Raw genomic sequence first — 25,543 nt, forward strand, 5'->3', positions numbered from 1 at the left:
TGCTTAAAGCACATCGTCGAAAAAGCCGCCTTCATCGGTAGGCCGCTGCGGCCCCTTGCGATCCCCAGCCTGCTGCGAAGTGCTATCCGATGCCCGCTTTTCCGCGCGGACAGTCTGCGCTGACGCGCTAGGTGCCGCGGGCTTTGGCGAGGCATACACGCCCGAGGGGGCATCGACGGGCGCGGGCCCGCCCACGCCCGTGGGACCCTCATCAAGCGCTGACGCGGATTCATCATCGAGATCCATCCACGCAGGGCGCTCCCGGTTCTGGCGCTTATCGTGAACGCGGCAGAATTGGAATGCAATCTCAATAAGCAACAAGAGGCAGGCGGACAAGACCACCATCGTGAAGGGATCTTGGCCCGGAGTCACGAAGGCGGCGAAGATCATCACGGCGACGATGATGATGCGGCGCTTGTCCTTGACGTGGTTATATTCCAAGACGCCAATGAGGTTGAGGGAGACGATCAACAGTGGAATCTCGAAACTGATGCCGAAGATGAGCAAGAGCGCCAAGAGGAAGTAGAAGTATCGCTCACCGGTTAATGCTGCTGTTTGATACTCGGCGCCGATGCCGATGAGGAATTCTAGGCCCACGGACAAGATGAAGTAGGCCAAGATGGCGCCCACCAAGAACAGGAAGACGGCCACAGCGACGAAGCTTAAGGTATAGCGACGCTCATTCTTATGCAGGCCTGGGACGATGAATGCCCACACTTGGTAGAGCCAGACTGGGGATGAAAGCACCGTGCCGGCCAAGGTGGCGACCTTCAGGCGCAAAATGAGCATCTCAAAGGGACTGGTGGCAAGCAAGCGGCATTCGCCATCGTTATTGAAATTGGCCCGCTTATCTTCCGGCAATGAGCAATAAGGCTCGCGCAGAATTTCTCCCAGCGGCGGAATCCGGAAGGGCGCCTGCTGATACCAAATGAAACCGATGATCGCGCCGATAACCAAGGCAAGCAGCGAAATAATGATCCTTCGCCGCAGCTCTTGCAGGTGCTGCACTAAGGTCATCTCGCCCGTTGGATTCTTGGGCTTGCGTGAAAAACCTCGCCGCTTGCGGCGCACGCGGGTTCCTGGTTCGCCGGCAGGGTGGGACTGTGAGGACATCAATTTGGCTCTTTCAACGCACAAGAGCGAACACTACCCTGCTCACCCGGTATCTGGATGCCGCGCGCCGGCACGGCTGGCGAGTACATAAGCAGAGCGTGTTCGCGTTTCTAGCAGGCAGGGGGCGTTAATTCTGAGAGGAAGAGTTTCCCTGCTGGTGGCCAGGTTGCATATCTGGGCGGTTCCAGAACTCTTCATCGGACTGCTGGCGCTTCTGGCTCAATTGAGCTTGCGCCTCGGAACGCTTGGAGTCCTCCGATTGCATTTCATTGACCTCAGATTTGAAAATGCGCATCGAGCGGCCCATGGAACGAGCAAGATCGGGCAATTTCTTCGCGCCAAATAGCAAGATGATGACGAGAACAATCAGGCCGATTTCCAATGGTCCTAAGGTCATAAGATCCTCTTTCGGTTCTTCTTTGCTTGCGCCGGGTAGCCGCCGCGGGCGCTCCCTTCGCGGGGAATATTCGCGGGGCAATTATAAGACGCATGTGCGTGCAGTAACTGAATTTTAAGTATAGCCCTTTAACGCAGCATTTCCGCGTTCCGCAATGAGATTCACAATAGATTGAGGGGCTATAACGCGTAACCTATCGGCCTGCCCGAGGGCAAAACGAACCAGCCAATCCACCGATCCTACCTGCATCGTTGCAGCTACAGTGCCGTTTTTTAGGCGTTTGCTTAGTTGCATATCGTAGTATTCTGCAAGCCAAGTGAATTCTTCATGAATGATTAATTCCACGGAATCCGCCGTACCTAAATTAAAGGGTGCTGCAGCGTCGAAATCCAGCTCCTTGAGGCGCGGATGAGCGGTTTCCTCCGTCAGTTCGGCATGCTTGATGCGGTCGATGCGGAAGGTCCTATGCCCCTGCTTATCTTCCTCCCACGCCGCGAGATAAGGCTCGGCATCCACGATGAAGATCCGGGCCGGATCAACCAGGCGCTCGGTTTCCTTATTAGATGAAGCACTCCAATAGCGCATCCGGATGCGCCGTTTTTCGATTGAGCCCGCGGTTTAAGGTTGCCTGGATATCGGATTCTTGCGGGTCCACCGTCGATAACGTGTCATAGATGCTCAGCGTGCGCTCATCCATAATGGAGCGCAATTTTTCCGCGGCCGACTTAATCGCCCGCGCATCCAACAGCCCCGGCATAGCCTCGAGGGATTCTAGGGTAAGCAAGAGCGCGCCGGCCTCGGTTGGGGTAAGCCGCAGTGCTTGTCCCAGACCTTGGTCATTGTAGATGGTGACCCCATCGCGGTAACTGAAAGAGAGATCGATGAGCTCTTCGGTATTGCGGCCGGTCCCAGAGCAAAACAGCCGGTCCACGGCATCTTTTAGCTCTCCTGGGTCCATCCCCAAATCCGCGGCCGCCTCCATTGGGGTTTTATCCGGATGGTTTTGAAAATACGGGATGAGGTTGAGCGACCGGACGAGCGCTTGCAGTTTATGAGATCCATCGGCCATGGTTTACTCAGCTCCGTTGTGGTTGGCGGCTGCGCGCAGGAGGTTAATGATTTCCGTGCGCACTTCGGGGGGACCTAGCACTTTTACCTCTGGGGCATAGCCGGCTGCGGTGCGCACCAACCAATCCTTCTGGACCCCGGTAAGCACGACGGTGCCATCGGCGGTGCGCGTGCCCACGCTTTCTAGCTCTTGGGCTTGACCTTCAGGAATATACAGGGTCGCATCCACCTTTTCGCCGCGCTGTAGCGCCTCTTTGACGAGCTTGTCGATGTCCACCGTCACCTCGATGTGCTCAGCCGGCTGGTGTGACCGCTTGATATCGGAAAGCCTTAAAGCGCGGAAGACGCGCGGGGCTGCGCGGTCAACATCGAAGCCAACGATATAAATGCGGCTTTGGTGGTTGACCACTCCCCAAGGATCCATGGTCCGGCGCACGGTCTCTGCTGCCGGGTGGGGGCGATAGGAAAAGGTGATGCGCACTTTATTTCGCACGGCGGCAAGGACGAAGGTGATGACTTCGGGGGCAAGGCGGGTGATGTCATTGACCGCGGTATAGATGGGCGCGCCCTCCAAGTTGCGGGAGGCGCCCGAGGCGGCGATCTTGGTCCACCCGGACAGGGAGAAATCGCTCAATCCACCAGGGGTTCCCACTCCCCCTGCGATGCCAAGCACCATCGCTTCTTCCGGTGTAAATTCCACCGGCGGGAGCTGGTAATTGCTTTGGTCGAGGCGGTACGAGGCGCCGTCTTCCCTACCGGTGTGCACGATGGGGACTCCGGCGCGTTGCAAGGTGGCGATATCGCGGGCAAGTGCCTTGGTAAAAGCCTCGTCGGATTTATCGTTATAGCCTGCGACGTGGCTGCGGATCCAGGCCGCGGAACGGTCCGGTGAACCACCCGAATTCGCCGCTCCTTGCAGCGCAAAGGATAGGTTGGTGAGCCTTTCTACCGCCGCATCCTGCCGGCTCGGCGTGGATCGTGATGCCACCACGTTGTTTACTCTCCCCAGTGCTCAATGTGCACGCCCTAGGCGTGATTATCGTGCATATAGTCTAGCAATGCCTCAACGCGCGGATCGGTGGACGCGAAGGGATCGAGCAGTTCCTCGGTGCGCGGTTCTGGGCGGTTAACCTTCAGCCGCGTCCAATCCACGGTCACGTGCGCGCCGCATTCTTCGGCCGCAGCTAGGAACTTTCCGCGCAAAGCCGCGCGCGTGGTCGGCGGCGCGGCGGATACCGCACGCTCGATGGACTCATCGTCGATCCAGCGCTCAACTATCCCGCGGCGCAGCAGGACGTCGTATAAGCCTCGCCCGGCCCGGATATCGTGATAGGTCATATCGACCTGCGTCAGCTTCGGATGCGCCCAGTCACCACCCAAACGGGAGCGGTAGCGTTCAAGCAGCTCGAGCTTGATGACCCAATCGATCTCGCGGTTCACTCCGGAAAAGTCTCCGGTCTCGATGGCGCGCAGAATGCGCTCCCACAGGTCAACGACGCGCTCTAATTCCGCCGTGGGCGTGCCGGCGTCTTCGCGGTGGGCGAGCCAATCGCGCGCCCGCGCGCAGAGCCGCTGCTGGACCTCCAAGGCGGTAATGGTTCCGCCGCTGGCAAGTGGCAGTGGCGTTGAGCCGGTCACATCGCGCGCGATGGATCGAATGTGGTGGATTGGATCTGCGATCTCGAGTTCGGGAAGCTCGAAGCCCGCCTCCAGCATCTCCAGCATGAGCAGGGTAGAGCCGACCTTTAAAGCGATGGTGGGCTCTGCCATATTGGAATCGCCCACGATGATGTGCATGCGGCGGAAGCGCTTGGAATCCCCGTGCGGCTCATCGCGGGTATTGATGATGGGCCGGGAGCGGGTGGTCGCGGACGATACGCCCTCCCGTACCTGATCGGCGCGCTGTGATAAGAGGAATTGCGCAGGGTGATCACCCTTGGCAGGCTGCACCATTCCCGCCCCACAGATAAGTTGGCGGGTAATCAAGAAGGGCAAGAGCGCCACGCCCAGATCTTTGAGCACCATGTGCCGGCTAATGAGGTAATTTTCGTGGCAGCCAAAGGAGTGCCCGGCGGAATCCACGTTGTTCTTAAACAGGTAGACCGGCCGCTCGTTTCCTTCTGCGGCCAACGCATCTTCCGCTTGCAGCGCGAGGCGGTTCATCACGCGGTCACCGGCGCATTCATAGGCGATGAGCTGGCTAAGGCTATCGCACTCGGCGGTAGCTACTTCTGGGTGCGAGCCGACGTCGAGGTAAAGGCGGCTGGCATTGGTCGCGAAGATATTGGACGAGGCGTATTTTTCGACGATCGGCCGGAAGAGCACGCGCGCAACCTCATCCGGGCTTAATGCCCGCTGGCTCTTCGGCGTCGCCGTGGACAGGCCATACTCGGTTTCGATACCCATGATGCGCCGAGCAAAAACGGGACGGGTGGATTCCACGCCTACTGTCCGCCCTTTTGGACGTAGGAGCGGACGAATTCTTCCGCGTTATTTTCCAGCAGGCCATCGATCTCATCTAGGAGATCATCAGTGCCGGAGGTGTTGATATTGAGCTGGGTTGCGGTAAATTCTTCCTCTGACTCGGGGTCATTTCCCCCGTTATTGCTAGTGACCTGGCGATTCGAATTGGACACGATGTCATCCTTTCGTCGTATTAGGTGATCATTACTTACGATACTCGGGCTGGATACCGATGGCAGCAAGGCCTTCGAGCAACTCTTCTACGCTGCTTGCGCCATCGATGATGTCTTCGCAGTCCGCGCGGGTGAGCCCGCGGGCATCATCCATGGCCACGGTGGCCCAGACTCCGATTCGGGCGTGTCCGTCCTTATCACCACGGCGCAGGGTGAGGCTTTGCCAGCTGGCAGCGATGATATCTTCGCCGAATTTCTGCGTTATGCGCCCGCGGAAATATGCCCGCGTATCGGCGGGCGGTTCGGCCGCGGCCCGGCGCAGGTCCTCGGCGCTAAAGAGCTGGCGCATCTGGCCCTTGCGCACCAGTGCATGGTGCAGCGACTTCTCCGGATCGATTTCCGCATATTGCAAGTCAATAAGGCGCAGCTTGGGATCATCTGGGTCGATGCCGCGGTCCAGGTAGCTTTTGATCAACCGGTACTTGGCCACCCAATCTAGGAGGTGGGAGGCCTTGAGGGGGTCATCGGCAAGCAGCTCTACTGCCTCGTCCCAGGCCGCCAGCACCTTGTGGTCGGCGGAAGTCTCTGGCTGCAGGCGGCGGCGGTATTCGGCGAGCAGCTCGAGGGCGGTGAGCTCGCGGCCATCGGCAAGCGTGAGCCGGTGGCGCAATTCGAGGTCGCGGCTTACCAGGGGCACCTCCGCGACGGCATCAGCTAGGCGCAGATCGCTAAAGTCCGTGCCGGCCTCGATGGCATCGAGCACCAGCGAGGTCATGCCCAATTTCAACAGCGTCGAGGTCTGCGACATATTCGCATCGCCGATAATGACGTGCAGGCGGCCGAAGTCATCGTGGATGGCATGGGGCTCGTCGCGGGTATTGATAATGCCGCGGTTGAGGGTGGTTTCCAGGGAAATTTCCTGCTCGATATAGTCCGCGCGCTGGGAAATCTGGAACCCCGGTTCCTCCCCAAACTCACCGCGCCCCATGCGCCCAGCACCGATGACGACCTGCCGGGCCACGAAGAAGGGGATGAGCGCATGGGCCATGACCGAAAAATCGGTGCTGCGGGCGTACTGATAATTTTCATGCGAACCGTAGCTGGCGCCCTTGCCATCGACGTTATTCTTGTACAACCGCAGCGGCGGGCACGGCTGCCGGTCCGCCAAGACGGACTGTCCCTGTTCCGTCAGCTCAGCGACGGCATCCCGGGCCTGCAGCAACGTGTGATCGCCGGCGGCATCATAAAGCGTCGCGTCCCAGGCATTCGTGCATTCCGGCGCCGAGTACTCGGGGTGGGCATGGTCCACATAGAACCGCGCCCCGCTCGGGGTGACAACATTGGCCACACCAACCGCATTGGGGTCAACCACGGGAACCGTATCGTAGCGCTTGAGATCGAAACCGCGCGAATCCCGCAAGGGGTGCTCTTCCGCAAAATCCCAGCGCGAACGCGCGCCCGTATACAGCGCGGCATAAGCCACCACCGCATGGGTCGAGGTAATGATTGGGGAATGCTCCGGCGAATCCGGCGTAGAAATACCGTATTCCGTTTCCGTTCCTAGCACACGGGCCACGTACAGCTCCTTCCACTCAAAAGTTCCACACTGGTCACACGCGATCCGCCGTGATCCGCGGAAACGATCTTGCTCCATTCCTCGGGGTTGGTTGAGGTGGGCATATATTCTGATTCCTCCTGCTCAGCGGCGATGGCGGTGCGCAGGTGCTGCTTGCCGATGCCCCCTTTAACGCCCCCATCGCCTTCCTCCGCGGCGCGCGGCGCACCGTAGTGCGATAAAGCCTCCTTGATGGCTAGCTTCTTAGCCCTGGCCAAGATATTGGCGATCATCGCGCCGGAGACGAAATCGCGATAGTGCAGGACCTGGCGCTGCCCATTGCTAAAGTGCAGCTGCGCAAAGGGCCTATCGCTATAGAGCTCATCCACGGCATCGCCGATGAGCTCGTCGATATCGCCCTCGTGTGGAATGGACGGATCGAAGTGGCGGGCGAAGATCTCGCGCGCGCCGCGCTTAGTGGGGCGATTGATGCGCACCTTCATATCCAGCCTGCCCGGGCGCATAATGGCGGGGTCAATGAGCTCTTCCCTGTTGGTGGCGCCGATGATGACCACATTGCTGAGGCGCTCCACGCCGTCGAGTTCCGTCAGCAGCTGGGGAACGACGGTGGTTTCCATATCGGACGAAACCCCGGATCCGCGGGTGCGGAAAATAGATTCCATCTCATCAAAGAAGATGACCACGGGGCGATCCGCGCTGGCCTGGGCGAGCTCGCGGGCGCGCTCAAAGATAAGCCGAATGCGGCGTTCGGTTTCGCCGACGTACTTATTCAGCAGCTCAGGGCCCTTAATATTGAGGAAGTAGCTGGATCCGTTTCCCCCCATTTGGGTAGACAAGGAGTTAGCGACGGCCTTGGCAATGAGCGTCTTTCCGCAGCCGGGCGGGCCATAAAGCAATACGCCCTTGGGCGGTTGCAGGCCGTATTGCCGGTAGAGATCGGGGTGGATAAAGGGCAGTTCGACGGAATCGCGGATCTGAGAAATCTGCTCGTCTAAGCCGCCGATGTCCTCGTAGCGCACATCGGGTACTTCCTCCAGCGAAAGCTGGGATACCTCTGCTTGATCCACCTTTTCTACGGCCACGGAAGCCTTGGTATCTAGCAGGACCACCTCGCCCGCGCGCACGTTTTCTTGCAGCGCCTGTGCGAGGAGGACGACGCGGTTATCCCCCGCGGAATTAGCCACGACGGCTCGGCGCTGGTCCAAGCGCTCGACCACGGTGGCAAGCTCGCCAGTGCTCGTGGGGGCGCAGCCTTCGACGACCACGAAGCCATCTCCCAACCGCACCTGTTGGCCCACCTGCAGGCTTCCCGGCTCCACGTTGGGAGAGACCTTGAGCTGCATGACGCGGCCGTTGGTATAAACCTCCGCCGTGGTGCCTACCTCGCTTTGGTGCGGTGAGTAGGCCAAAAAGACACCGTAGGTAGAGGCAGGCTCTGCAAGCGCATTGACCTCAGCGAATAACTGCTCGAGCTCGGCGCGCGATTTCTGTAATAACTCCACCAGCTTTTGGTTGCGCGCAGCAAGCTGGCTGAGTTGCCGCTTTTTATCCGTGGCTTCATCCATGCACACCACTTTAACGCGCGAGCAGCTATGGGCGAGGCCACTTTAGTAATTAATTACACCCGTGTGCTTAAAACTGTGCACCTTATTTGCGGGCGCGGCGCTGGGGGCGCGGCGGGGTGACGCCATCGGCAAGCCGCCTGGTCCAAATTAGGAATGCGGTATGCGCGTTCATGCGGTGCTCGGGGCGGGTGGCTAGGCCTTCTACCTTCCACTCGCGCACCAGGGATTCCCACGCCTTCGGCTCGGTAAAGCATTGCAGCTCGCGGATGCCCTCCATGACCTTCATCAGCTGTGGAACGGTTGCCACATAGGTCATGAATACGCCGCCGGGGATCAGCAGATCGCGTACGGTCTCCAGGTTCTCCCAAGGCTCCAGCATGTCCAAGATGATGCGGTCGACGGGACCACCGAGGTCCTCAGCGGTGACATCACCGAGATCGCCTAGGCGCGGCGACCACCACTCGGGGCGGCTACCAAAGTATTCCTCGACGTTTTCGACCGCGTACTCCAGGTGATCCTCGCGGATTTCATAGGAATAGACGTGGCCTTCGGGGCCCACGGCGCGCAGGAGGGACATCGACAAGGCGCCGGAGCCCGCACCGGCCTCCAGCACGCGGGCGCCCATAAAGATATCGCCCTCGACCAAGATCTGCGCGGCGTCCTTGGGGTAAATGACGGCAGCACCGCGCGGCATCGAGAGGACGTGATCCACCATGAGGTGGCGGAAGAGCAGGAAGGACGAGCCCAAAGTGGACTCGATGACGGAACCTTCATCCATCCCCACGATGTCATCGTGATTGATTATGCCTTTATGGGAATGGAACTGGCCTCCTTCTTTCAAAATGACCGTGTAGTGGCGCCGCTTGGCGTCCGTCAGCTGCACGCGGTCGCCATAGGAAAAGGGGCCAGAATAAGCCATGCCGCAAAACTCCTCGAGGTTGTGGGTACTAACCCTTCAAGTATGCCTCAAGAGCCCGCGAGAGCCATATTTGGTCCTGCTCGCCCACCATCTCGCGCGCGGAGTGCATGGAAAGCATCGGCACGCCCACGTCGACGGTGTCGATGCCCAACCGCGTTGCGGTAATCGGGCCGATGGTCGAGCCGCACGGCACATCGTTATTGCCCACGAAACGCTGCACCGGAACCCCAGCCTTGGCACACGCGGTCTCCCACAGCGCAATCGTCTGTGCATCGGAGGCGTAGCGCTGGTTACCGTTGATCTTGGTCACTGGGCCCTGCCCAATGATCGGCTGGTGGGTGGGATCGTGCTTATCCGCGTAATTGGGGTGCACCGAGTGCGCGGCATCGGCAGACACGCAGCTAGAACGCGCGAACATCTGGAAACGCTCTTCCTCATTGGCCCCCAGAGCGCGGGCGGTGCGGGTCAGCACATCCTGCAGGATCGGCCCGGCGGCACCATAGCGGGAGCTCGAGCCCACTTCCTCATGGTCAAAGGCCATCATGACCAAAATATCGGAGCCGTCATAGTCCTGCGCCGCACGCTGCATGGCCTCCAGCGAGGCGTGCACCGAAGATAGGTTATCCATGCGGCCAGCCGCGATAAACTTTTCGCCCGCACCAAAGACGGCACCCCGGGCGGCATCGGCGGTAATCAGGTTGAAGGAAGCAATATCCTGCTTGGCGATGCCCGCCTGCTCCCCCACCACCTGCAGGATCGACGCCTCTTCATCGCCAACCGTCAACACCGGCTGCATGTGCTTTTGGCGGTCCGGCTTAAACTCATCCTTGCGGTACAAGTGAATGGCCAGCGAAGGAAGTCGCAGGACCGGGCCCGTATTCACGAGGTGCTGGCGCCCATCCGTGGTCACCACTTGGCCGGCGACGGTCAGTTCGCGATCGAACCACGTGTGCAGCAAGGCGCCGCCGTAGATTTCCACCGCTACCTGCTGCCAGCCCGCAGCGGAAAAATCGGGCGTGGGTTTGAGCGCCAGCCCCGGCGAATCAGTATGTGAGCCAACGATGCGGAAACCGGAGTTCTTATCGGCACCTTCCGGCACGTACCACGCGGCAACCGCGCCGCCGCGCACCATGACGTGCCCGCCCGGTGCGGCCGACCAGTCCTCGCGCTCATCCTGAACCTGGAAGTCAGATTCTTGCAGCTGGCGCGCTACCTCATGCGCGGCGTGGTACGACGACGGCGAGGCCGCCAAGAAATCAAGGAACTTATCGGTATAACTCATACCTTCTAGCTTGCCACGAAACTATCGGCGATAGGCTAGATACACCATGGCTACTCCATCTACTCCTCACTCCCGCCCCCGTCCCCTTGCCCTGTCGCCTTCGCGCGCCTCCGACTACCAGCAGTGCCCGCTGCTCTACCGTTTCCGGGCCATCGACAAGATTCCCGAGCCCAAGACCATCGCCCAAGTTAAGGGAACCCTGGTCCACGCGGTTTTAGAAGAAACGCATAAGCTTCCGCGCGAAGAGCGCACCTACCCGGCAGCGGTAAAGATGATTAAACCAAGCTGGGCCGCGATGACAGAAAAGGACGCTGAACTGCTCGAGCTCGTGCCCGAAGAAGAAACGTATGACTTCTTCGTCGCCGCCCGTGAGCTGCTCAAGGGCTATTTCCAGATGGAGAACCCGCAGGGCTTCGACTGCCAAGAAACCGAGATGTATGTCAATACGGTCCTGCCCAACGGCGTGCCCGTGCGCGGGTTTATTGACCGCGTGGACCGCGCCCCCACCGGCGAGGTGCGCGTCGTGGATTATAAGACGGGAAAGAAGCCAGCACCGCGGTTTTCCCAGAGCGCCCAATTCCAGATGCGCTTTTACGCCTTGGTGTACTGGCGCCTGCTGGGCACCATCCCCCACCAGCTGCGGCTGATGTATTTAAAGGTGCTGGACTCGATGTTTTTAGCCCCCACCCAGGAAGAACTCGAATACTTCGAGCGCGATCTAGGCCAGCTGTGGGCCAAGATTGAGGCCGATGGGCGCGCCGGGGATTTTCGCCCGAAGCGCTCCAAGCTCTGTGATTGGTGCGCGCATCAGGCGATCTGCCCCGAATTTGGCGGCACGCCACCGGAGTACCCGGGGTGGCCGGGCTCCGCGGCGGATTAAATCCTTTTAGAACAGTCCGGATACCGTGCCATCGGCGGCGACGTCGATATTATTGGCCGCCGGCTTCTTAGGCAGACCCGGCATGGTCATCACGTTGCCGGTCAGCACCACGATGAACCCGGAACCGGTGCGCGGCAGCAGCTCGCGCACGTGCAGTGTGTGTCCTTCCGGGGCACCCAATGCCGTTGCTTCATCGGAGAAGGAATACTGCGTCTTGGAAATGACTACGGGCAGTTTATCCCAGCCATTGTCCTTGATGTACTGCAAGTCCTTCACAGCCTTGGAGCCGTATTCCACGCGGTCTGCGCGGTAGATCTCGCGGGCGATGGTCTCGATGGAGGCCTCGATGCCTTCTTCTGGATCGTAGAGCTGCTGCGCGCCGCCCTCGAGGTTCTCCAACAGGGTCTCGGCCAGCTTCGTCGCTCCCGCGCCGCCTTCGGCCCAGACGTTGGCCTCTTCCAGGGCCACGCCGAAGTCCTTAGCCCAATCGCGCATGAGCTGGCGCTCTGCCTCCGTATCAGACCAGAAGAGGTTCAGCGCGACGACGGGCTTAATTCCAAACTTGCGCAGGTTTTCTACGTGGCGCTCAAGGTTGACGATGCCCTTCTGGAGCGCCTCAAGGTTTTCCTCGGTGAGCTTGTCCTTGGCAACGCCCCCGTTGTACTTCTGCGAGCGAATCGTCGCCACGACCACCGCGCCGGCCACGTCCAGGTCACCAAAGCGGGACTTGATATCCATAAACTTCTCGCCGCCAAGATCCGCACCGAAGCCGGCTTCGGACAGCACGATATCGCCGAACTGCAGCGCGGTCTGGGTCGCCAGCAAGGAATTGCAGCCGTGCGCGATATTGGCGAAGGGGCCACCGTGGACGAGTGCGGGAACCCCGCCGAGAGTTTGCACGAGGTTCGGGTTCAAGGCATCGCGCATCAGCGCGGTCAGCGCGCCTTCCGCATCGAGCTCGCGCGCGGTCACTGGACGCTGGTCATAGGTAAAGCCGACGGTGATATTGCCCAAGCGCTGCTTGAGGTCATCGAGGCTCGTCGCCAAGCACAAAATGGCCATGATTTCAGAGGCGGCCGTAATGGTAAAGCCGGTTTCTGCCGGCACGCCGTGCGCAGGGCCGCCGAGCCCGGTGACCACATTGCGCAGTGCGCGGTCGTTCACGTCGACGCAGCGCTGCCACGTCACGCGGCGCGGATCGATGCCCAGCTGATTGCCCTGGTGAATGTGATTGTCGATGATGGCCGCGAGCGTATTCGTTGCCGCGGCAATGGCGTGGAAGTCACTGGTGAAGTGCAGGTTGATATCTTCCATCGGCACAATCTGGGCGTAGCCGCCGCCCGCGGCACCGCCCTTGATGCCCATTACTGGGCCCTGGGATGGCTCGCGCAGAGCTACGATGGCCTTCTTCCCAATCTGGTCCAGCGCATCGGTCAAGCCGATAAGCACCGTGGATTTACCTTCGCCGGCAGGTGTTGGTGAGACTCCTGTCACCAGCACGAGCTTGCCGCGCTTGTCTTTGGCGTAGTCTACCTTGGTGATATCCACCTTGGCTTTCGTGGAACCAAAGGGAATTACTGCATCTTCAGGGATACCTGCTTTGGCTGCGATCTCCGCAATTGGCTGCAGGGTATGGGCTTGTGCGATTTCAACATCGGATGGCTGCGTAGTCATAGCACCTACCCTACCGATTTCTGGCATAAGCCAAGTCGCATGGGGTATCAAGTGTGAGACACAACATTTTTCTGGTGAGGCGGTCACATAAAAGTGGCGCCCTCTCCGCGGAGAAGACGCCACTGGGAATGCGAATTGAAGGGCTCGCTAGATGATTACCGCGCCGAGTGCGTAGCCCAGGAGCACAGAACCGACAATGCTGACCACGCCAGGGATAAGGAATGGGTGGTTGAATACTGCCTTGCCGATCTTGGTCGTGCCCGTATCATCCATTTCCACCGCCGCCAGCAACGTTGGGTACGTAGGCAGGATAAACAGGGCAGATACTGCAGGGAATGCGGCCACGGCGGTAACCGGGCTTACTCCCAGCGCCAAGGCGGCGGGCATGAGTGCCTTGGTGGTGGCGGCCTGCGAGTACAGCAGGGCTGCGGCGAAGAAGAGCACCACTGCCAGCAACCATGGCGAAGCTTCAATGACGTCGCCAGCCAAGGCTTGAATATCGTCCAAGTAGTGGTTAATGAGGGTGGTTCCCAACCACGCGACACCCAGCACACAGATGCAGGCGGACATACCCGATTTAAATACCGGGGTATTCAGGACGTCAGCGGCCGGAACCTTGGTCTTCAGAACGATGATCGTCGCGGCCGAAAGCATCACGGTCATAATCGCCTCATTGCGCGGCAACGTGGGATCCGTAATAAGGCCAACCTGCTCTGAAGAAATGGTCGCCCACGCCATGACGATAACGATGGCGATAAGGAAGATAACGACGGAAGACTTAGCGCCTTCCTTTGGCTCATATTTGCTAGCACCAATCGGCTCTTTGACCAGGCCCTGCGCCTTGCGCTCTTGGTAGATTGGATCATCTTCCAGTTCCTTGCCAAACCTATTGGCCAGCCACGCTGCGGGGAAGATGGACAGGAAGGTAGCTGGAATGAGCACGCCGAGGACCTGGAGGTACCCCACGCCCATGGGCTCAAGCAGGCCAGCCAGGATGACAACCGCGGCCGAAATTGGCGAGGCACAGATACCCAGCTGCGCGGCGACGACCGCGATAGATAGCGGGCGCGACGGGCGGACCTTGCCCTCCTTGGCCACCTCAACGATCACCGGCAGCGTGGAAAAGGAGGTGTGTCCGGTACCGGCCAAGACCGTCATCAGCCAGGTCACGATGGGTGCGTAGTACGTAATTTTCTTAGGGTTTTTGCGCAGGAATTTCTCGGCCACGTGAACCAAATAGTCCATGCCACCAGCTTTTTGCATGGCGGCGATGGCCGCGATCACCGTCATGATGATGGCGATGACGTCGAACGGAATGTCTTCCCTAGTTACGGGAACTCCCGCAACACCCAAAAGGAGAACGCCCAGGCCACCGGCCATGCCGATGCCTATGGACCCAATTCTCGCACCCAAGATAATGGCCGCGAGAACGATGACAATATGAACAATAACCATGGATACACTCCACACGTTCTCAACTACACGTGGTGGACCCGCCTTAGCCTGCCGGTCGTGGACCACCCTTACACTTCTATTTTGCCCTGAATGTGTTGTTTTATTGACACAATATGCCCGTTTGTGTCGGTTCCCACATGTGTTCTATCTCGCGTTATAAACCGTTCGGTATATTTCCATGCCACTGCGCTATGGAAACGGGAAACACCAATTCGGGCATAGATGAAAGAGACCGCACACACCGTGAAGGACTCCCCTCCCGCTTTCCACGGGAAGAGTGAGCACGGTGTGTGCGGAATATTGCGTTATGACTCGCGAGCTTTACTTAGTTTTCGTCCAAGAAAAGCTGGCCGCGGAATTCTGGGTGCATGAGGTTTTCTACCGACAGCACCTTGTTCAGCGTTGCCTCATCCAGAAGGCCCTTCTCCAAGACGAGTTCCTTGACGCCCTTGCCGGTCTTGAGGGATTCCTTGGCAATCTCGTCACCGTTGTGGTGGCCAATGAATGGGTTCAGGTAGGTGACGATACCGATGGAGTTCTCCACGTACCGACGGCATACATCGGCGTTAGCGGTAATGCCGGTGACGCACTTTTCGCGCAGCGCATCGACCGCGTTGCCCATGATGCGGATGGACTGGAACAGCGCCTCACCGATGACCGGCTCCATCACGTTGAGCTGCAGCTGGCCAGCCTCTGCGGCCATGGTCACGACGTGGTCATTGCCGAAGACCTTGAAGCAAGTCTGGTTGACAACCTCTGGGATAACCGGGTTGACCTTACCCGGCATGATGGAGGAACCTGCCTGGCGGGCCGGCAGGTTGATCTCGCCAAGGCCGGCGCGTGGGCCAGAGGACAGCAGGCGCAAGTCGTTACAGATCTTGGACAGCTTCATGGCGGTGCGCTTGATGGCGGAGTGCAAGAATACGTAGGCACCGCAGTCAGAGGTGGCCTCGATTAGGTCGCTTGCAGTCTTCATCTCCAAGCCGGTGACTTCAGACAAAGCGGCGGTTACCTGGTGACGGTAGCCGGCTGGGGTGTTAACGCCGGTGCCGATGGCGGTGGCGCCGAGGTTGATCTGCAGCAAGCGGCTCTGTGCATCGCGCAGAACGGCCTGCTCCTCATTAAGGTTATTGGCAAAGCCCTTGAATTCATCGCCCAAGGTCATGGGGACGGCATCCTGAAGCTGGGTGCGGCCCATCTTCAGGATGTCTTGGAACTCATTGCCTTTGTTCTGGAATGCGGAACGTAGGCTGTCGATACGCACGACGAGGTCATCGATGGCAGCGTAAAGGCCCAAACGGAAGCCAGTTGGGTAAGCATCGTTAGTGGACTGGGACATGTTGACATCGTCGTTGGGGTTGATGATGTCGTAGGAGCCCTTCTCCTCCCCCAAGTGCTCAAGGGCGAGGTTGGCAACGACCTCATTGGTGTTCATGTTCAACGAGGTGCCGGCGCCGCCTTGGAATACATCGAGCGGGAACTGGTCCATGCAGCGGCCCTCGTCCAAAATCTGGTCACAAGCCCAGATGATGGCCTCTGCCTTCTTCTTTGGAAGCACGTGCAGGCGACGGTTGGCCATCGCAGCGGCCTTCTTGACCTGCACCATGCCGCGGATGAAGTGCGGAATGGTGTTAATGGTCACGTAGGAAATCTGGAAGTTATCCATCGCGCGGACGGTGTGGACACCAAAGTAGGCATCAGCAGGAATTTCCAAGTCACCGATCAGGTCGGTCTCCGTACGAGTGCTCTTGCTCGACGTCTTTGGCTGCTTCTGCTCAGCTACCTTTTTCTGTGCAGAATGAGTGGTCTTATCCTCCTGCTTTTCCTGCCCTTCCTTTGCAGCAGACTTAGTGTCTTTTTCTTCTTTCTTAGACGACTTTGCCATGATGGCGCGGCTCCTTTGCCTGTCGAGAATGATGTCCGAGTAAATGTTCTCAAGCGCCAATGGTAGCCACGTTTCGCCCCAGTTGGGACGACCAAGAATTTAATACTCCCCCTAAAAGCGGGCAATGCGGAGATCGGAAGCCAAAATGGCCTCCGCACCGAGTTGGGAAAGTCGATCCATAATCTGGTTGGCTTCTTTTTGCGGAACCATCGCACGCACCGCCACCCAGTCTTGCCGCGCCAACGGTGAGACCGTTGGTCCAGTCAGGCCTGGAGTAACACCAGCCGCTTTGTCCAGATTTTCTTCCGCGATGTTGTAGTCGATCATGAGGTAGGTGCGTGCGTGCAAAATTCCTTGAATGCGACCCAAGACAACCTGCTCTTCCGGCGTCACCTCTGCATCGTGGCGCTTAATAACCACGGCCTCCGAGGTTACGATGGGCTCGCCAAAGGGTGCCAAGCCCTGCTGTCGCAACGTAGTACCAGTTGACACGACATCAGCAATGACATCGGCTACGCCTAAGTGGATGGATATTTCCACCGCCCCGTCTAGGCGGATCACATCGGCGGAAATCCCCTTCTCCGCCAAGTCCTGGCGGACCAAATTCGGGTACGACGTTGCCACACGCTTGCCTTCCAGGTGAGAGATATCCCACCCCTTTCCTTGGGGTGCGGCGTAGCGAAATGTTGAGTCACCGAAGCCAAGTGAGAGGACCTCTTTAAATTGCGCGTTGGAATCGAGCGCTAAATCGCGCCCTGTAATCCCTAGGTCGAGCACGCCGCGGGCAACATAGATCGCGATGTCCTTCGGGCGGAGGAAGAAGAACTCCACCCCGTTATCCAGATCCACCACGTTCAAGGTTTTGGAGTGGCCACGGCCCTTATAACCGGCCTCACCAAGTATTTCTAAAGCCGCTTCTGATAAGGAACCTTTATTTGGTACTGCAATTTTGATCATGCTGTCCTCCAGGAATTTTGCTCCACCAAAGGTGGCAACAAGTTATAGGTATTTATAAATATCTTCAGGGCGCAGGCCGCGCTTGATCATCATGACCTGCATCCAATAGATAAGCTGCGACATTTCTTCCGCCAGTTCCTCATCGGACTGGTATTCGGCGGCGATCCATACTTCGCCCGCCTCTTCGATGATCTTTTTGCCAATATGATGGGCGCCTTCTTCCAGCGCCTGGACGGTCCCAGAGCCCTCTGGCTTCCGGTCTGCTTTGTTTAGTAGCTCAGCAAAAAGTGTCTCAAAATCCTTCACAGCTACCCATTGTTCCACAGGTAAGCAGTCAATGCGAAGGGTTTTATTTCATTTCCTGGATAGCTCGGAACCACTCGTAGACATCTACATGGCGTGCGCCTGCGAGGTGGCGAGAATCGCGCAACCGGGAAATCTCCACTACACCTTCCGGTACTTCCACGCCTTCATCCTCGGGCAAACCGATAACGGTGCATCCCGCAGCCACGGCAGCGCGCATACCAGCTGGGGAATCCTCAAATACAAGGCACTGAGCTGGATCAAGCTGCAGGCGCCGAGCCGCTTCCAAGTACATGTCTGGGGCAGGCTTGCCGGTGGGAACTTCATCGCCGCAAATAGTGTCTACAAAATACTCGCTGCCGATGACCGCAATGGCGGCGTCCGCAACGTCGCGGTCCGTATTCGTCGTAACCATCATCGGCATCCCATCCTGATGCAGCGAGGTTAAAAGCTCAGGGATGCCGGGAAAAATTTCGAGGCGGCCGGCAAAAAGAGTCTTCATATAATCAAACATCTTGTGCCGGTAGGCCTCGACATCGCCTTGGCCCAAGACAACCCCAGCGTTGTCGGCGCAAATGCGCAACGTCGTCGTAAAAGTAGCCCCCACCGTCTCCAGACGTTGGCTGGGGGTAAGGCGTTTTCCCAGCACTTCTGAAAGATAGTACGTTGCCTCGCCCCACAGGGGCTCCGAGTTGGTTAAGGTGCCGTCCATGTCCCAGAAAATCGCCGCTGGACGGGACAAAAGCTGGAAATTACTCACTGTGGTCATACACACTCCACCGGCTTTTCCGGCATAGAACTAAAGCTCAGCGAGGGAGAAATTCGCGCTGCGCGGTGATCGATCAACTTCACCTTAGGAATCTACCCACAGTGGGCTGGCGCCGTAAAGAGGCTTAGAAGTCCAACTCCGGGATCTGTGACAGCGCCTCATCATCGGCGCCGGTAGCCGCGGAGGCGTTGTACATCAACTCGGCGATTTCTTCCTTTTCCTCCGGCTCCACCACGGCATCGTGTTGCTTGCGATTGAAGGTCGCGAGTTTTTTAACTGTCTTATTCAGCACCGCGGCGAGCTGGCCGCCATCAGGATCATCCGGCAGCCCGTCTAGCCCGTCCAGCATCTGCTCGAGGTGGCCCTTGAGCTCTGGGAGAACCGCGGCGTTAAACGGCGCCTCCCAGAACTCTTTTTCCTCATCCTTGAGGTAATCGCCGGTGGCAAAGGACTTCAGATCAGCAATGAACTCATCAACGGTGGGTTGGAAATCTGCGCGAATGCTCATGCTGTCGATATTGCCCTAAGTTGGCTAGGCCTGCACGCCGAGCAGCGAATTAAGTGCTGTACGCACTAACTCCGCAGCACCTTCCTCGTCTTCACCCCGGTTACTGCCTGCCCAATCGTCGATGGCGCGCAGCGCGGCGGGGGTATCGAGGTCATCGGCAAGCGCTTGGCGAAGCCCCGCTACCGCACCTTCTGCAGCCGACAGGGACCCAGGGCTTTCCAGGGCAGAGCGCCACGTGGCCAGGCGGGTCTTGGCTTGGTCGAGCACCTCATCGGACCAGTCCCGCTCAGCGCGGTAATGACCGGAGAATACGCCAAGGCGGATGGCGGAGGGATCTTCGCCCTGTTCCACGAGCTTGTGTACGAAGACCAGGTTGCCCAGGGACTTGGACATTTTCACGCCGTCGAGGCCGATCATTCCGGTGTGGACGTAGAACTGCGCCATGCGGTCTACGCCCAAGGCGGCCTCTGCATGCGCGGCGGAAAATTCGTGGTGCGGGAACTTCAGATCGCTGCCGCCGCCTTGGATATCAAAGGTGCTGCCCAAGTAGTTGGTGGCGATGGCAGAGCACTCGATGTGCCAGCCGGGGCGGCCTGGACCGAAGGGAGACTCCCACGCCGGTTCGCCTTCGCGGTGGGCGCGCCAAATCAGGGCATCCATGGGGTGCTTCTTGCCCGGGCGGTCGGGGTCGCCGCCGCGCTCGGCAAAAAATTCCTGCATCTGTTCCATCGAGTAATTGGATTCGTAGCCAAATTCCTCGGTGGCATCGATGGAGGCATACACATCGGGGTACTCAGGGTCATCGACCACGTAAGCGGCGCCGTTATCCAATAGTTTTTGCACCATGTCCACGATCTCATCGACTGCTTCCATGGCGCCGATGAAGTGCTGCGGCGGGATGACCGATAAAAGCTCCATATCGGAGCGGAAAAGGTCGATCTGGGAGGTTCCGAGTTCGCGCCAATCAACGCCGTCGCGCTCCGCGCGCTCAAAGAGTGGGTCATCGACGTCGGTGATATTTTGCGCGTAATGGACCTTCTTGCCAGCGTCCAGGAACTGCCGGTAAATCAGGTCGAAGGTGAGGTAGGTGGCTGCGTGGCCCAAGTGGGTCGAATCATACGGGGTAATGCCGCACACGTACATGGTGGCGGTATCCCCATTTACCTGCACGGGGGCCTTGGTTTGATTCGCGGAGTCGTAGAGATAGAGCTGCGCCGCATCACCTGGGACGCGACTATAAGAAGGTGTTGGCCAAGAATGCATGGCACCTATCCTAACGCGAACTTATGGGGTGATTTAAATGGGCTGTAGGACTCCCAAGGCCAGCAGAATCATCACGAGGATGCCCACTGGGATGCGGTAGGCCGCGAACCATGCAAAGGAGTGGTTGCCCACGAAGTTCAACAACCACGCAATCGAGGCGTAGCCCAAGGCGAAGGCAATTCCGGTGCCGACGAGCAACTGCATGCCGGACGCGGCTTGGCCGGCCTCGGGCGCGAAGGCATCGGGAAGCGAAAAAAGCCCGGACGCCAGCACCGCCGGAATGGCCAAGAGGAAGCTAAAGCGCGTGGCCACCTCTCGGTCGAGGCCCAAGAAAAGACCACCGGAAATGGTGCCGCCCGAACGCGAAACGCCAGGGATCAGCGCCAAGCATTGGCACAGGCCCATGATGATGGCATCTTTCATCGTCAGCTCCTCAAAACCGCGCTTTTTGGAACCCACGCGCTCTGCGGCGATGAAGACGAAGGAGAAGAGGATCAGCATCGCAGCGGTGATCCACAGGTTGCGCAGCGCCCCGCGGATGGCATCTTCAAAAACCAACCCAATAACGCCGATGGGAATGGAACCGGCGATGACCATCCAGCCCATGCGCCAGTCCTGCCCGCGCGAGGCGGGATTGGTCCACCCGCGGAGCCATCCGGAGAGAATTTGCCAAATCATTGGGGCGAAATAGACCAGCACGGCAAGCTCGGTGCCGAGCTGGATGACAGCCGTAAAGGAAGCACCGGCATCGTTGCCCCAAAAGAGCTCGGAAACAATCCGCAGGTGCCCCGAGGAGCTTACCGGGAGAAACTCCGTAAGCCCCTGCACAATGGATAAGACGATAACTTGTGCCCAAGAAACTGCTTCGGTCGCGGTATCAGAAATCACCCGCCATACACTACCGCCGCGCACGGCTTCGGGAAATCGCAACGCGCGCTGTTAGGATAAGTATCCGTGAAATCACGATCCCGCTCCACACTCGTACTATCCAGCTTGCTAGCACTCTCCACTGCTGCGCTGGCCGCCTGCGATTCCACCGTGGGCGTAGGCGGTGATCCCGAAACCGCAGTGAAGGGCAATGCCACCCCGGCCGCTTCTCCGAGCGACACCGATCCAGCCGGCACGGTCATCGACTTCGATGAAGACATCACGGATCTGGCCGCGGTGAAAGATACGGTTGCCGTTCGCACCGCGAACCAAGTGCGCATTGGTGGCCAGGATGACTTTGCCACCAAGAAGGCCAAGAGCATCGATATCGATTCCACCTGCGGCGATTTAAGCTCTTCTGAGTCTGGATTCGTCCTGGCCTGCCCGGACGAGGTCCTGCTCATCGATCCTTCTGTGCCGGAATCACCGGAAGAAATCAAGATGGAGGAGGACTTCCAGGTCACCGCCGCTACCCAGATTTCGACCGGCGAGGTCTTTGTCACCGCTGACGACTCCGCTGTGGTCGGCCGGTACAAGGATGGCACGCGGGACGGCGAAATCTCCGTCGAGGCCGGCTCGGACCAGATGCTCGCCGTTCCCAATGCGGACGGCGATGACGGGATTGTGCGCATTCAGCGTTCGGATTCCACCATCCAAAATATCGATTGGCCCAATGACCGCGCCGGCGGCCGGTTGCGCGCCGGCCAGGGTGTCGGCCAAATTGCGGTGGGTAATAACGGCGTCGTGCTCGCCTCCGATACCGAGGGCGGCCGGATTGCGGTCTACACCTCCGATGACGTCGTCCGCCTGCACCAATACGGCGTGGTCGATGGCACCCCCTGGGCGGTGGCCTGGGATGATTCGCGCGAGCTCGCGTGGGTTACCACCACCGATAACAACATCGCGCACGCCTATTCCATTGACAAGGGCGTTCCCGAATCCCGCGGCGACTTTGCCACGCTTGCCGATGCCCAAAATATGACCGCCCTTTCCAATGGCACCATCGTGGTTGCCTCCGCATCCGGCCAGGGGCTGCAGTTCGTGGCGGATCCACACCTGACAAAGGCAAAGGAGTCTTAATCCATGGTTTCGACCTTAGATTCGCTGCGCAAAGGCGCCTATCAGCTGGCGCTGCGCGGAATGTTTCGCCTCAGCCCCGAGCGCATCCACGGCATTATCAATTCTGGGCTGCACGGCCTGCACTTGGCAGGGCCCGCCAATCGCGCGCTCGGCCGCGTCCTGCCGGTCAACGATCCGGTCTTGAAACAAGACGTGTGCGGGATCACGTTCCCGCGCCCGCTCGGCCTTGCGGCCGGTTTTGATAAAAATGCCGCGGCTGCCGATGCCTGGTCTCCGCTTGGTTTCGGCTATGCCGAACTGGGCACCGTCACGGCGCAGGCTCAGCCGGGCAACCCGACTCCCCGCCTCTTCCGCCTCAAAGAAGATGCCGCCATCTTAAACCGGATGGGTTTTAATAATGAGGGCGCGGCCGCCGTGGCAGAGAACCTGCGCAAGCGCCGGTACAACGACGTCATCGGGATTAATATCGGCAAAACCAAGGTCACCCCGGCCGAACGCGCCGTGGATGATTACCGCCGTTCCGCTTCCGTCTTAGGCGGCCTGGCGGACTACCTAGTGGTCAATGTCTCTTCCCCCAATACCCCTGGGTTGCGGGACCTACAGGCGGTCGAATCGCTTCGCCCCATCCTGCGCGCCGTGCAAGAATCCACCGATGTCCCCGTCATGGTCAAAATCGCGCCGGACCTTTCGGATGCCGATGTCGACGCCGTCGCCGATCTCGCCGTAGAATTAGGCCTCGCCGGCATCGTCGCAACCAATACCACCATCTCCCGGGAGGGGCTTAACACTCCCCGCGCGGAGGTAGAAGCCCTTGGCGCCGGTGGAATTTCCGGCCCACCCGTGGCCGAGCGCTCCTTAGAGGTACTCCGCCGCCTGAACGCACGCGTGGGCTCGCAGCTTGTCCTCATTTCCGTCGGCGGCATTACCACCCCGGAGCAAGCGTGGGAGCGGATTGCCGCCGGTGCCAGCCTCCTCCAGGGCTATACCGGGCTCATTTACGGCGGGCCGGACTGGATTAGGGACATTCACAGGGGCATCGCCAAGCAGATTCGCGCCCATGGCCTAAGCAATATCTCTGAGGCCGTAGGCTCTAACCTGCCATGGAAGGAAATAAACTAGCAGCTCATTAGATAAACAAAATGCCACGTGGTTCTACACGTGGCATTGCTTATTTATAGGCCCGCTTAGGAGGTCGCCATGACGCTGCGCCGCAAGATCAACGCGCAGATGGCGGACATACCAGCATAAAAGAGCAGCCAATACTGCTGCTGAATCAGGAGATCGTGCTGCGGCAGAAAGCGGCTAGCGATAATCAAGGCCACCGCCACCGCTAGGGCGATGATCTGCGCGCGGCTTCCGGCATGCTCTTTACTCATCGTGCTGAAGGCACCCACCATCACCGCCGCGATAATGATCGCGAGGTTACTGTATGTCCAGACAAAAGGTGCGCCCCATCCATCGCTAAAGACGGAGACCAGGGCGAAGAGGACCAGCACGAAAGCGACGACCAAAAACGCGCCGCCCACCCGCAGCGCTGCGGGTGGGGTCACTGGATTTTTAGGAGCAGAACTCGCCATTACTTGGCCTCGTACCAACCCCACAGGATTGCCCGGCCTAGTGCATGGAAGTGCAAGTTGAACCCAAGGACGGTGGGGGAAGAATCCGGATCGATATCGAGGGTTTCTACGTCTACCGCGTGGACTGCGTAGAGGTAGCGGTGCGGCGCGTGGCCGGCCGGCGGGTTAGCACCAAAGTGGGTGCGGTTGCCGGAGTCATTGCGTAGGCTGATAACACCGTCGATGCCAAGGTCCTCTGCCGCGCCGGCGTTGGTGGGCAGCTCAGAGACATCGGTGGGGATATTAAAGGCGGCCCAGTGCCAGAAACCGGAGGCGGTCGGTGCATCCGGGTCAAAGCAGGTTACCGCCAAAGACTTGGTTCCCTCCGGCAGCCCAGACCATGCCAGCTGCGGGGATACGCTTTCCGGCGCGCGGTGCTTTTCTGGGATCTCATCGCCTTCTACCAAGTCGGTAGAAGACAGCCCGAAGCTGGGGAGATCGCGCAGCGGGGCGTAGGGGTCAGGTCCGGGGAATCGAGTGTCATCTGCATAAGAAGTCATATACACCTTTGTACCGCAGATCACACGCGCTTGTCGATGCCCCTCCCACTCACCCCACCACTCTGCGGACGCCTTCTTACCGTGCTCCTACCTAGGCGCTGCGGCCGCCCAAGTTACAAGAGTGTATTTCTCCACCATGCAATCGTCCGATTTATGAGCGTATACCTGGCGATTTGTATTCCAATGGACGAACACGATAAAGTTTCGAGGTGCCCAACCGAGAGGTTGCAAACACCCTGCCCGGGTGGCGGAATGGCAGACGCGCTAGCTTGAGGTGCTAGTGTCCTATTAACGGACGTGGGGGTTCAAGTCCCCCTCCGGGCACTCTGTGAAGTCTCGAGACATCGTTCCTACGGTGCCTCGAGATTTTTCTATAAGTACAGTTCTTTTCTATCAGCCCTGCCCCGCCGACTACGATACGAACGCATGACCACTTTCCGGGATTGGATACGCAGCTTTGGTAGCTTCTGCGTTCAACTCGCCCACTCTGCGTGGGGCTCAATCCGCGCGTGGTCACCGCGACGCTGGGCGCTCATCATCGCGCTCGCGTTTGCTGGAGTTGCGCTTTTTATCTGGCTCGACATTCCCGATCTCTCCCAGATGCGGACGGCCGCGGCACACCTTGGTGCGTGGTTTCCGGTCGCTTTCACGCTAGGTTATGTCATATTTACGCAATTTCCCCTGCCCCGGACCATCTGGACGGTTGCGGCTGGCATCCTTTTCGGCCCCTGGCAGGGTCTTGCCATCTCGCTATTCGCGCTCACAATATCGGCCGTATTATCGCTGCTGATTGTGCGCAGCCTGCTCGGAGAATGGTTCAGGCCACACCTTGCCCACCCCGCGGTTTATACCATCAATGCCCACCTGGAGCGGCGCGGTTGGCTGGCCATCGCTTCCCTGCGCATGGTGGCGGGGGTACCCTTTAGCCTCCTCAACTACGTCGCCGCGCTTACCCCCATCAGCGTTTCGCACTTTACGGTCGCTACGTTGGTAGGTTCAATTCCTACCACGGTCATCGGCGTCTTTTTCGGCGATGCGCTTACCGGTACAGCCAGCCCTGGGATCATCGCTGCCTTTATGGTCTTTGCCCTCGCCGGCATCGGCGGGCTTGTACTCGATTCGCGCCTGCCGACTCCCGTCCAGTCAAGGTTAAGCGGTAGACTGTAACGA

At 59.1% G+C, this 25,543-nt stretch carries 26 protein-coding genes and 1 tRNA gene; 5 read left to right on the forward strand and 22 right to left on the reverse strand.

All coding sequences use genetic code 11. From position 1 onward, the window contains the following. Nucleotides 1–3: 3 nt before the first annotated feature. The 11 genes from tatC to ACLI1Q_RS06550 all read right to left on the reverse strand — a co-directional run bounded on the left by tatC (nt 4) and on the right by ACLI1Q_RS06550 (nt 10,556). Entirely contained in the window at nt 4–1,113 is a 1,110-nt protein-coding gene (tatC, locus tag ACLI1Q_RS06500; protein ID WP_284849604.1) for a twin-arginine translocase subunit TatC, read from the reverse strand. Between the two features lie 127 nt (nt 1,114–1,240). After that, nucleotides 1,241–1,510, reverse strand: a complete 270-nt coding sequence (tatA, locus tag ACLI1Q_RS06505; protein WP_005279210.1) for a Sec-independent protein translocase subunit TatA — start codon at nt 1,508–1,510, stop codon at nt 1,241–1,243. 114 nt (nt 1,511–1,624) lie between these two features. After that, a complete protein-coding gene (locus ACLI1Q_RS06510) occupies nt 1,625–2,095 on the reverse strand; it encodes a helix-turn-helix transcriptional regulator (protein WP_411696926.1) in 471 nt (156 codons plus the stop codon). After that, complete coding sequence (locus tag ACLI1Q_RS06515; protein WP_411696927.1) at nt 2,070–2,579, reverse strand: hypothetical protein; 510 nt, start codon at nt 2,577–2,579, stop codon at nt 2,070–2,072. Before ACLI1Q_RS06515 ends, ACLI1Q_RS06510 begins: the two co-directional genes overlap by 26 nt. A 3-nt stretch (nt 2,580–2,582) precedes the next feature. Next, entirely contained in the window at nt 2,583–3,569 is a 987-nt protein-coding gene (locus ACLI1Q_RS06520) for a helix-turn-helix transcriptional regulator (protein WP_298695230.1), read from the reverse strand. A gap of 35 nt (nt 3,570–3,604) precedes the next feature. After that, nucleotides 3,605–4,984 (reverse strand): Pup--protein ligase, encoded by a 1,380-nt coding sequence (pafA, locus tag ACLI1Q_RS06525; RefSeq protein WP_284849629.1) that lies wholly within the window; start codon nt 4,982–4,984, stop codon nt 3,605–3,607. A 38-nt stretch (nt 4,985–5,022) separates the two neighbouring features. Beyond that, nucleotides 5,023–5,214, reverse strand: coding sequence for a ubiquitin-like protein Pup (locus ACLI1Q_RS06530; protein ID WP_284637330.1), 192 nt, complete (start codon nt 5,212–5,214; stop codon nt 5,023–5,025). A gap of 31 nt (nt 5,215–5,245) precedes the next feature. Next, nucleotides 5,246–6,790 (reverse strand): depupylase/deamidase Dop, encoded by a 1,545-nt coding sequence (gene dop, locus ACLI1Q_RS06535; protein WP_284849606.1) that lies wholly within the window; start codon nt 6,788–6,790, stop codon nt 5,246–5,248. Next, nucleotides 6,775–8,355 carry a proteasome ATPase gene (gene arc, locus ACLI1Q_RS06540; RefSeq protein ID WP_349819810.1) on the reverse strand — a complete coding sequence of 527 codons (1,581 nt, stop codon included), beginning with the start codon at nt 8,353–8,355 and terminating at the stop codon, nt 6,775–6,777. The genes dop and arc overlap by 16 nt, the downstream gene beginning before the upstream one ends. A gap of 82 nt (nt 8,356–8,437) precedes the next feature. Beyond that, on the reverse strand, nt 8,438–9,274 hold the full coding sequence (locus ACLI1Q_RS06545) for a tRNA (adenine-N1)-methyltransferase (protein ID WP_284849608.1): 837 nt from the start codon (nt 9,272–9,274) through the stop codon (nt 8,438–8,440). A 28-nt stretch (nt 9,275–9,302) separates the two neighbouring features. Then, nucleotides 9,303–10,556 carry a M18 family aminopeptidase gene (locus ACLI1Q_RS06550; RefSeq protein ID WP_284849609.1) on the reverse strand — a complete coding sequence of 418 codons (1,254 nt, stop codon included), beginning with the start codon at nt 10,554–10,556 and terminating at the stop codon, nt 9,303–9,305. 46 nt (nt 10,557–10,602) lie between these two features. On the opposite strand from ACLI1Q_RS06550, the gene ACLI1Q_RS06555 reads away from it, so the two are divergent. Then, nucleotides 10,603–11,436 carry a RecB family exonuclease gene (locus ACLI1Q_RS06555; protein WP_284849610.1) on the forward strand — a complete coding sequence of 278 codons (834 nt, stop codon included), beginning with the start codon at nt 10,603–10,605 and terminating at the stop codon, nt 11,434–11,436. A gap of 6 nt (nt 11,437–11,442) precedes the next feature. On the opposite strand, the gene ACLI1Q_RS06560 is transcribed toward ACLI1Q_RS06555, so the two are convergent. The 9 genes from ACLI1Q_RS06560 to ACLI1Q_RS06600 all read right to left on the reverse strand — a co-directional run bounded on the left by ACLI1Q_RS06560 (nt 11,443) and on the right by ACLI1Q_RS06600 (nt 21,138). Next, nucleotides 11,443–13,110, reverse strand: coding sequence for a formate--tetrahydrofolate ligase (locus ACLI1Q_RS06560; protein ID WP_411696928.1), 1,668 nt, complete (start codon nt 13,108–13,110; stop codon nt 11,443–11,445). A 147-nt stretch (nt 13,111–13,257) separates the two neighbouring features. After that, complete coding sequence (locus ACLI1Q_RS06565; protein WP_284849612.1) at nt 13,258–14,565, reverse strand: anaerobic C4-dicarboxylate transporter; 1,308 nt, start codon at nt 14,563–14,565, stop codon at nt 13,258–13,260. A gap of 325 nt (nt 14,566–14,890) precedes the next feature. Beyond that, nucleotides 14,891–16,450, reverse strand: a complete 1,560-nt coding sequence (gene aspA, locus ACLI1Q_RS06570; protein WP_284849613.1) for an aspartate ammonia-lyase — start codon at nt 16,448–16,450, stop codon at nt 14,891–14,893. Between the two features lie 111 nt (nt 16,451–16,561). Continuing rightward, nucleotides 16,562–17,407 (reverse strand): ATP phosphoribosyltransferase, encoded by an 846-nt coding sequence (hisG, locus tag ACLI1Q_RS06575; RefSeq protein ID WP_284849614.1) that lies wholly within the window; start codon nt 17,405–17,407, stop codon nt 16,562–16,564. 42 nt (nt 17,408–17,449) lie between these two features. Beyond that, entirely contained in the window at nt 17,450–17,713 is a 264-nt protein-coding gene (locus tag ACLI1Q_RS06580; RefSeq protein WP_284849615.1) for a phosphoribosyl-ATP diphosphatase, read from the reverse strand. Between the two features lie 43 nt (nt 17,714–17,756). Continuing rightward, a complete protein-coding gene (locus ACLI1Q_RS06585; RefSeq protein ID WP_284849616.1) occupies nt 17,757–18,479 on the reverse strand; it encodes an HAD family hydrolase in 723 nt (240 codons plus the stop codon). Between the two features lie 124 nt (nt 18,480–18,603). Continuing rightward, nucleotides 18,604–18,987 (reverse strand): hypothetical protein, encoded by a 384-nt coding sequence (locus ACLI1Q_RS06590; RefSeq protein WP_005279186.1) that lies wholly within the window; start codon nt 18,985–18,987, stop codon nt 18,604–18,606. Nucleotides 18,988–19,011: 24 nt separating this feature from the next. Next, entirely contained in the window at nt 19,012–20,250 is a 1,239-nt protein-coding gene (mshC, locus tag ACLI1Q_RS06595) for a cysteine--1-D-myo-inosityl 2-amino-2-deoxy-alpha-D-glucopyranoside ligase (RefSeq protein WP_284849617.1), read from the reverse strand. 33 nt (nt 20,251–20,283) lie between these two features. Next, nucleotides 20,284–21,138: an undecaprenyl-diphosphate phosphatase gene (locus ACLI1Q_RS06600; RefSeq protein ID WP_284849618.1), complete on the reverse strand. Its 855-nt coding sequence runs from the start codon at nt 21,136–21,138 to the stop codon at nt 20,284–20,286. Nucleotides 21,139–21,204: 66 nt separating this feature from the next. Between ACLI1Q_RS06600 and ACLI1Q_RS06605 the strand changes: the two genes are divergently transcribed. Both ACLI1Q_RS06605 and ACLI1Q_RS06610 read left to right on the forward strand, forming a co-directional pair. Beyond that, complete coding sequence (locus ACLI1Q_RS06605; protein WP_284849619.1) at nt 21,205–22,257, forward strand: hypothetical protein; 1,053 nt, start codon at nt 21,205–21,207, stop codon at nt 22,255–22,257. A gap of 3 nt (nt 22,258–22,260) precedes the next feature. Then, complete coding sequence (locus tag ACLI1Q_RS06610; RefSeq protein WP_284849620.1) at nt 22,261–23,376, forward strand: quinone-dependent dihydroorotate dehydrogenase; 1,116 nt, start codon at nt 22,261–22,263, stop codon at nt 23,374–23,376. 65 nt (nt 23,377–23,441) lie between these two features. Here ACLI1Q_RS06610 and ACLI1Q_RS06615 read toward each other — a convergent pair whose 3' ends face one another. Then, nucleotides 23,442–23,834 (reverse strand): hypothetical protein, encoded by a 393-nt coding sequence (locus ACLI1Q_RS06615; RefSeq protein WP_284849621.1) that lies wholly within the window; start codon nt 23,832–23,834, stop codon nt 23,442–23,444. Then, nucleotides 23,834–24,373 (reverse strand): YbhB/YbcL family Raf kinase inhibitor-like protein, encoded by a 540-nt coding sequence (locus ACLI1Q_RS06620; RefSeq protein WP_023022376.1) that lies wholly within the window; start codon nt 24,371–24,373, stop codon nt 23,834–23,836. The genes ACLI1Q_RS06615 and ACLI1Q_RS06620 overlap by 1 nt, the downstream gene beginning before the upstream one ends. A gap of 238 nt (nt 24,374–24,611) precedes the next feature. Between ACLI1Q_RS06620 and ACLI1Q_RS06625 the strand changes: the two genes are divergently transcribed. Beyond that, a tRNA-Leu gene (locus ACLI1Q_RS06625) sits at nt 24,612–24,697 on the forward strand. 102 nt (nt 24,698–24,799) lie between these two features. After that, complete coding sequence (locus tag ACLI1Q_RS06630; RefSeq protein ID WP_411696929.1) at nt 24,800–25,540, forward strand: TVP38/TMEM64 family protein; 741 nt, start codon at nt 24,800–24,802, stop codon at nt 25,538–25,540. The last annotated feature ends 3 nt before the right edge of the window (nt 25,541–25,543 follow it).

It is taken from the genome of Corynebacterium limaceinasi, assembly GCF_046717465.1.
Taxonomy (GTDB): domain Bacteria; phylum Actinomycetota; class Actinomycetes; order Mycobacteriales; family Mycobacteriaceae; genus Corynebacterium.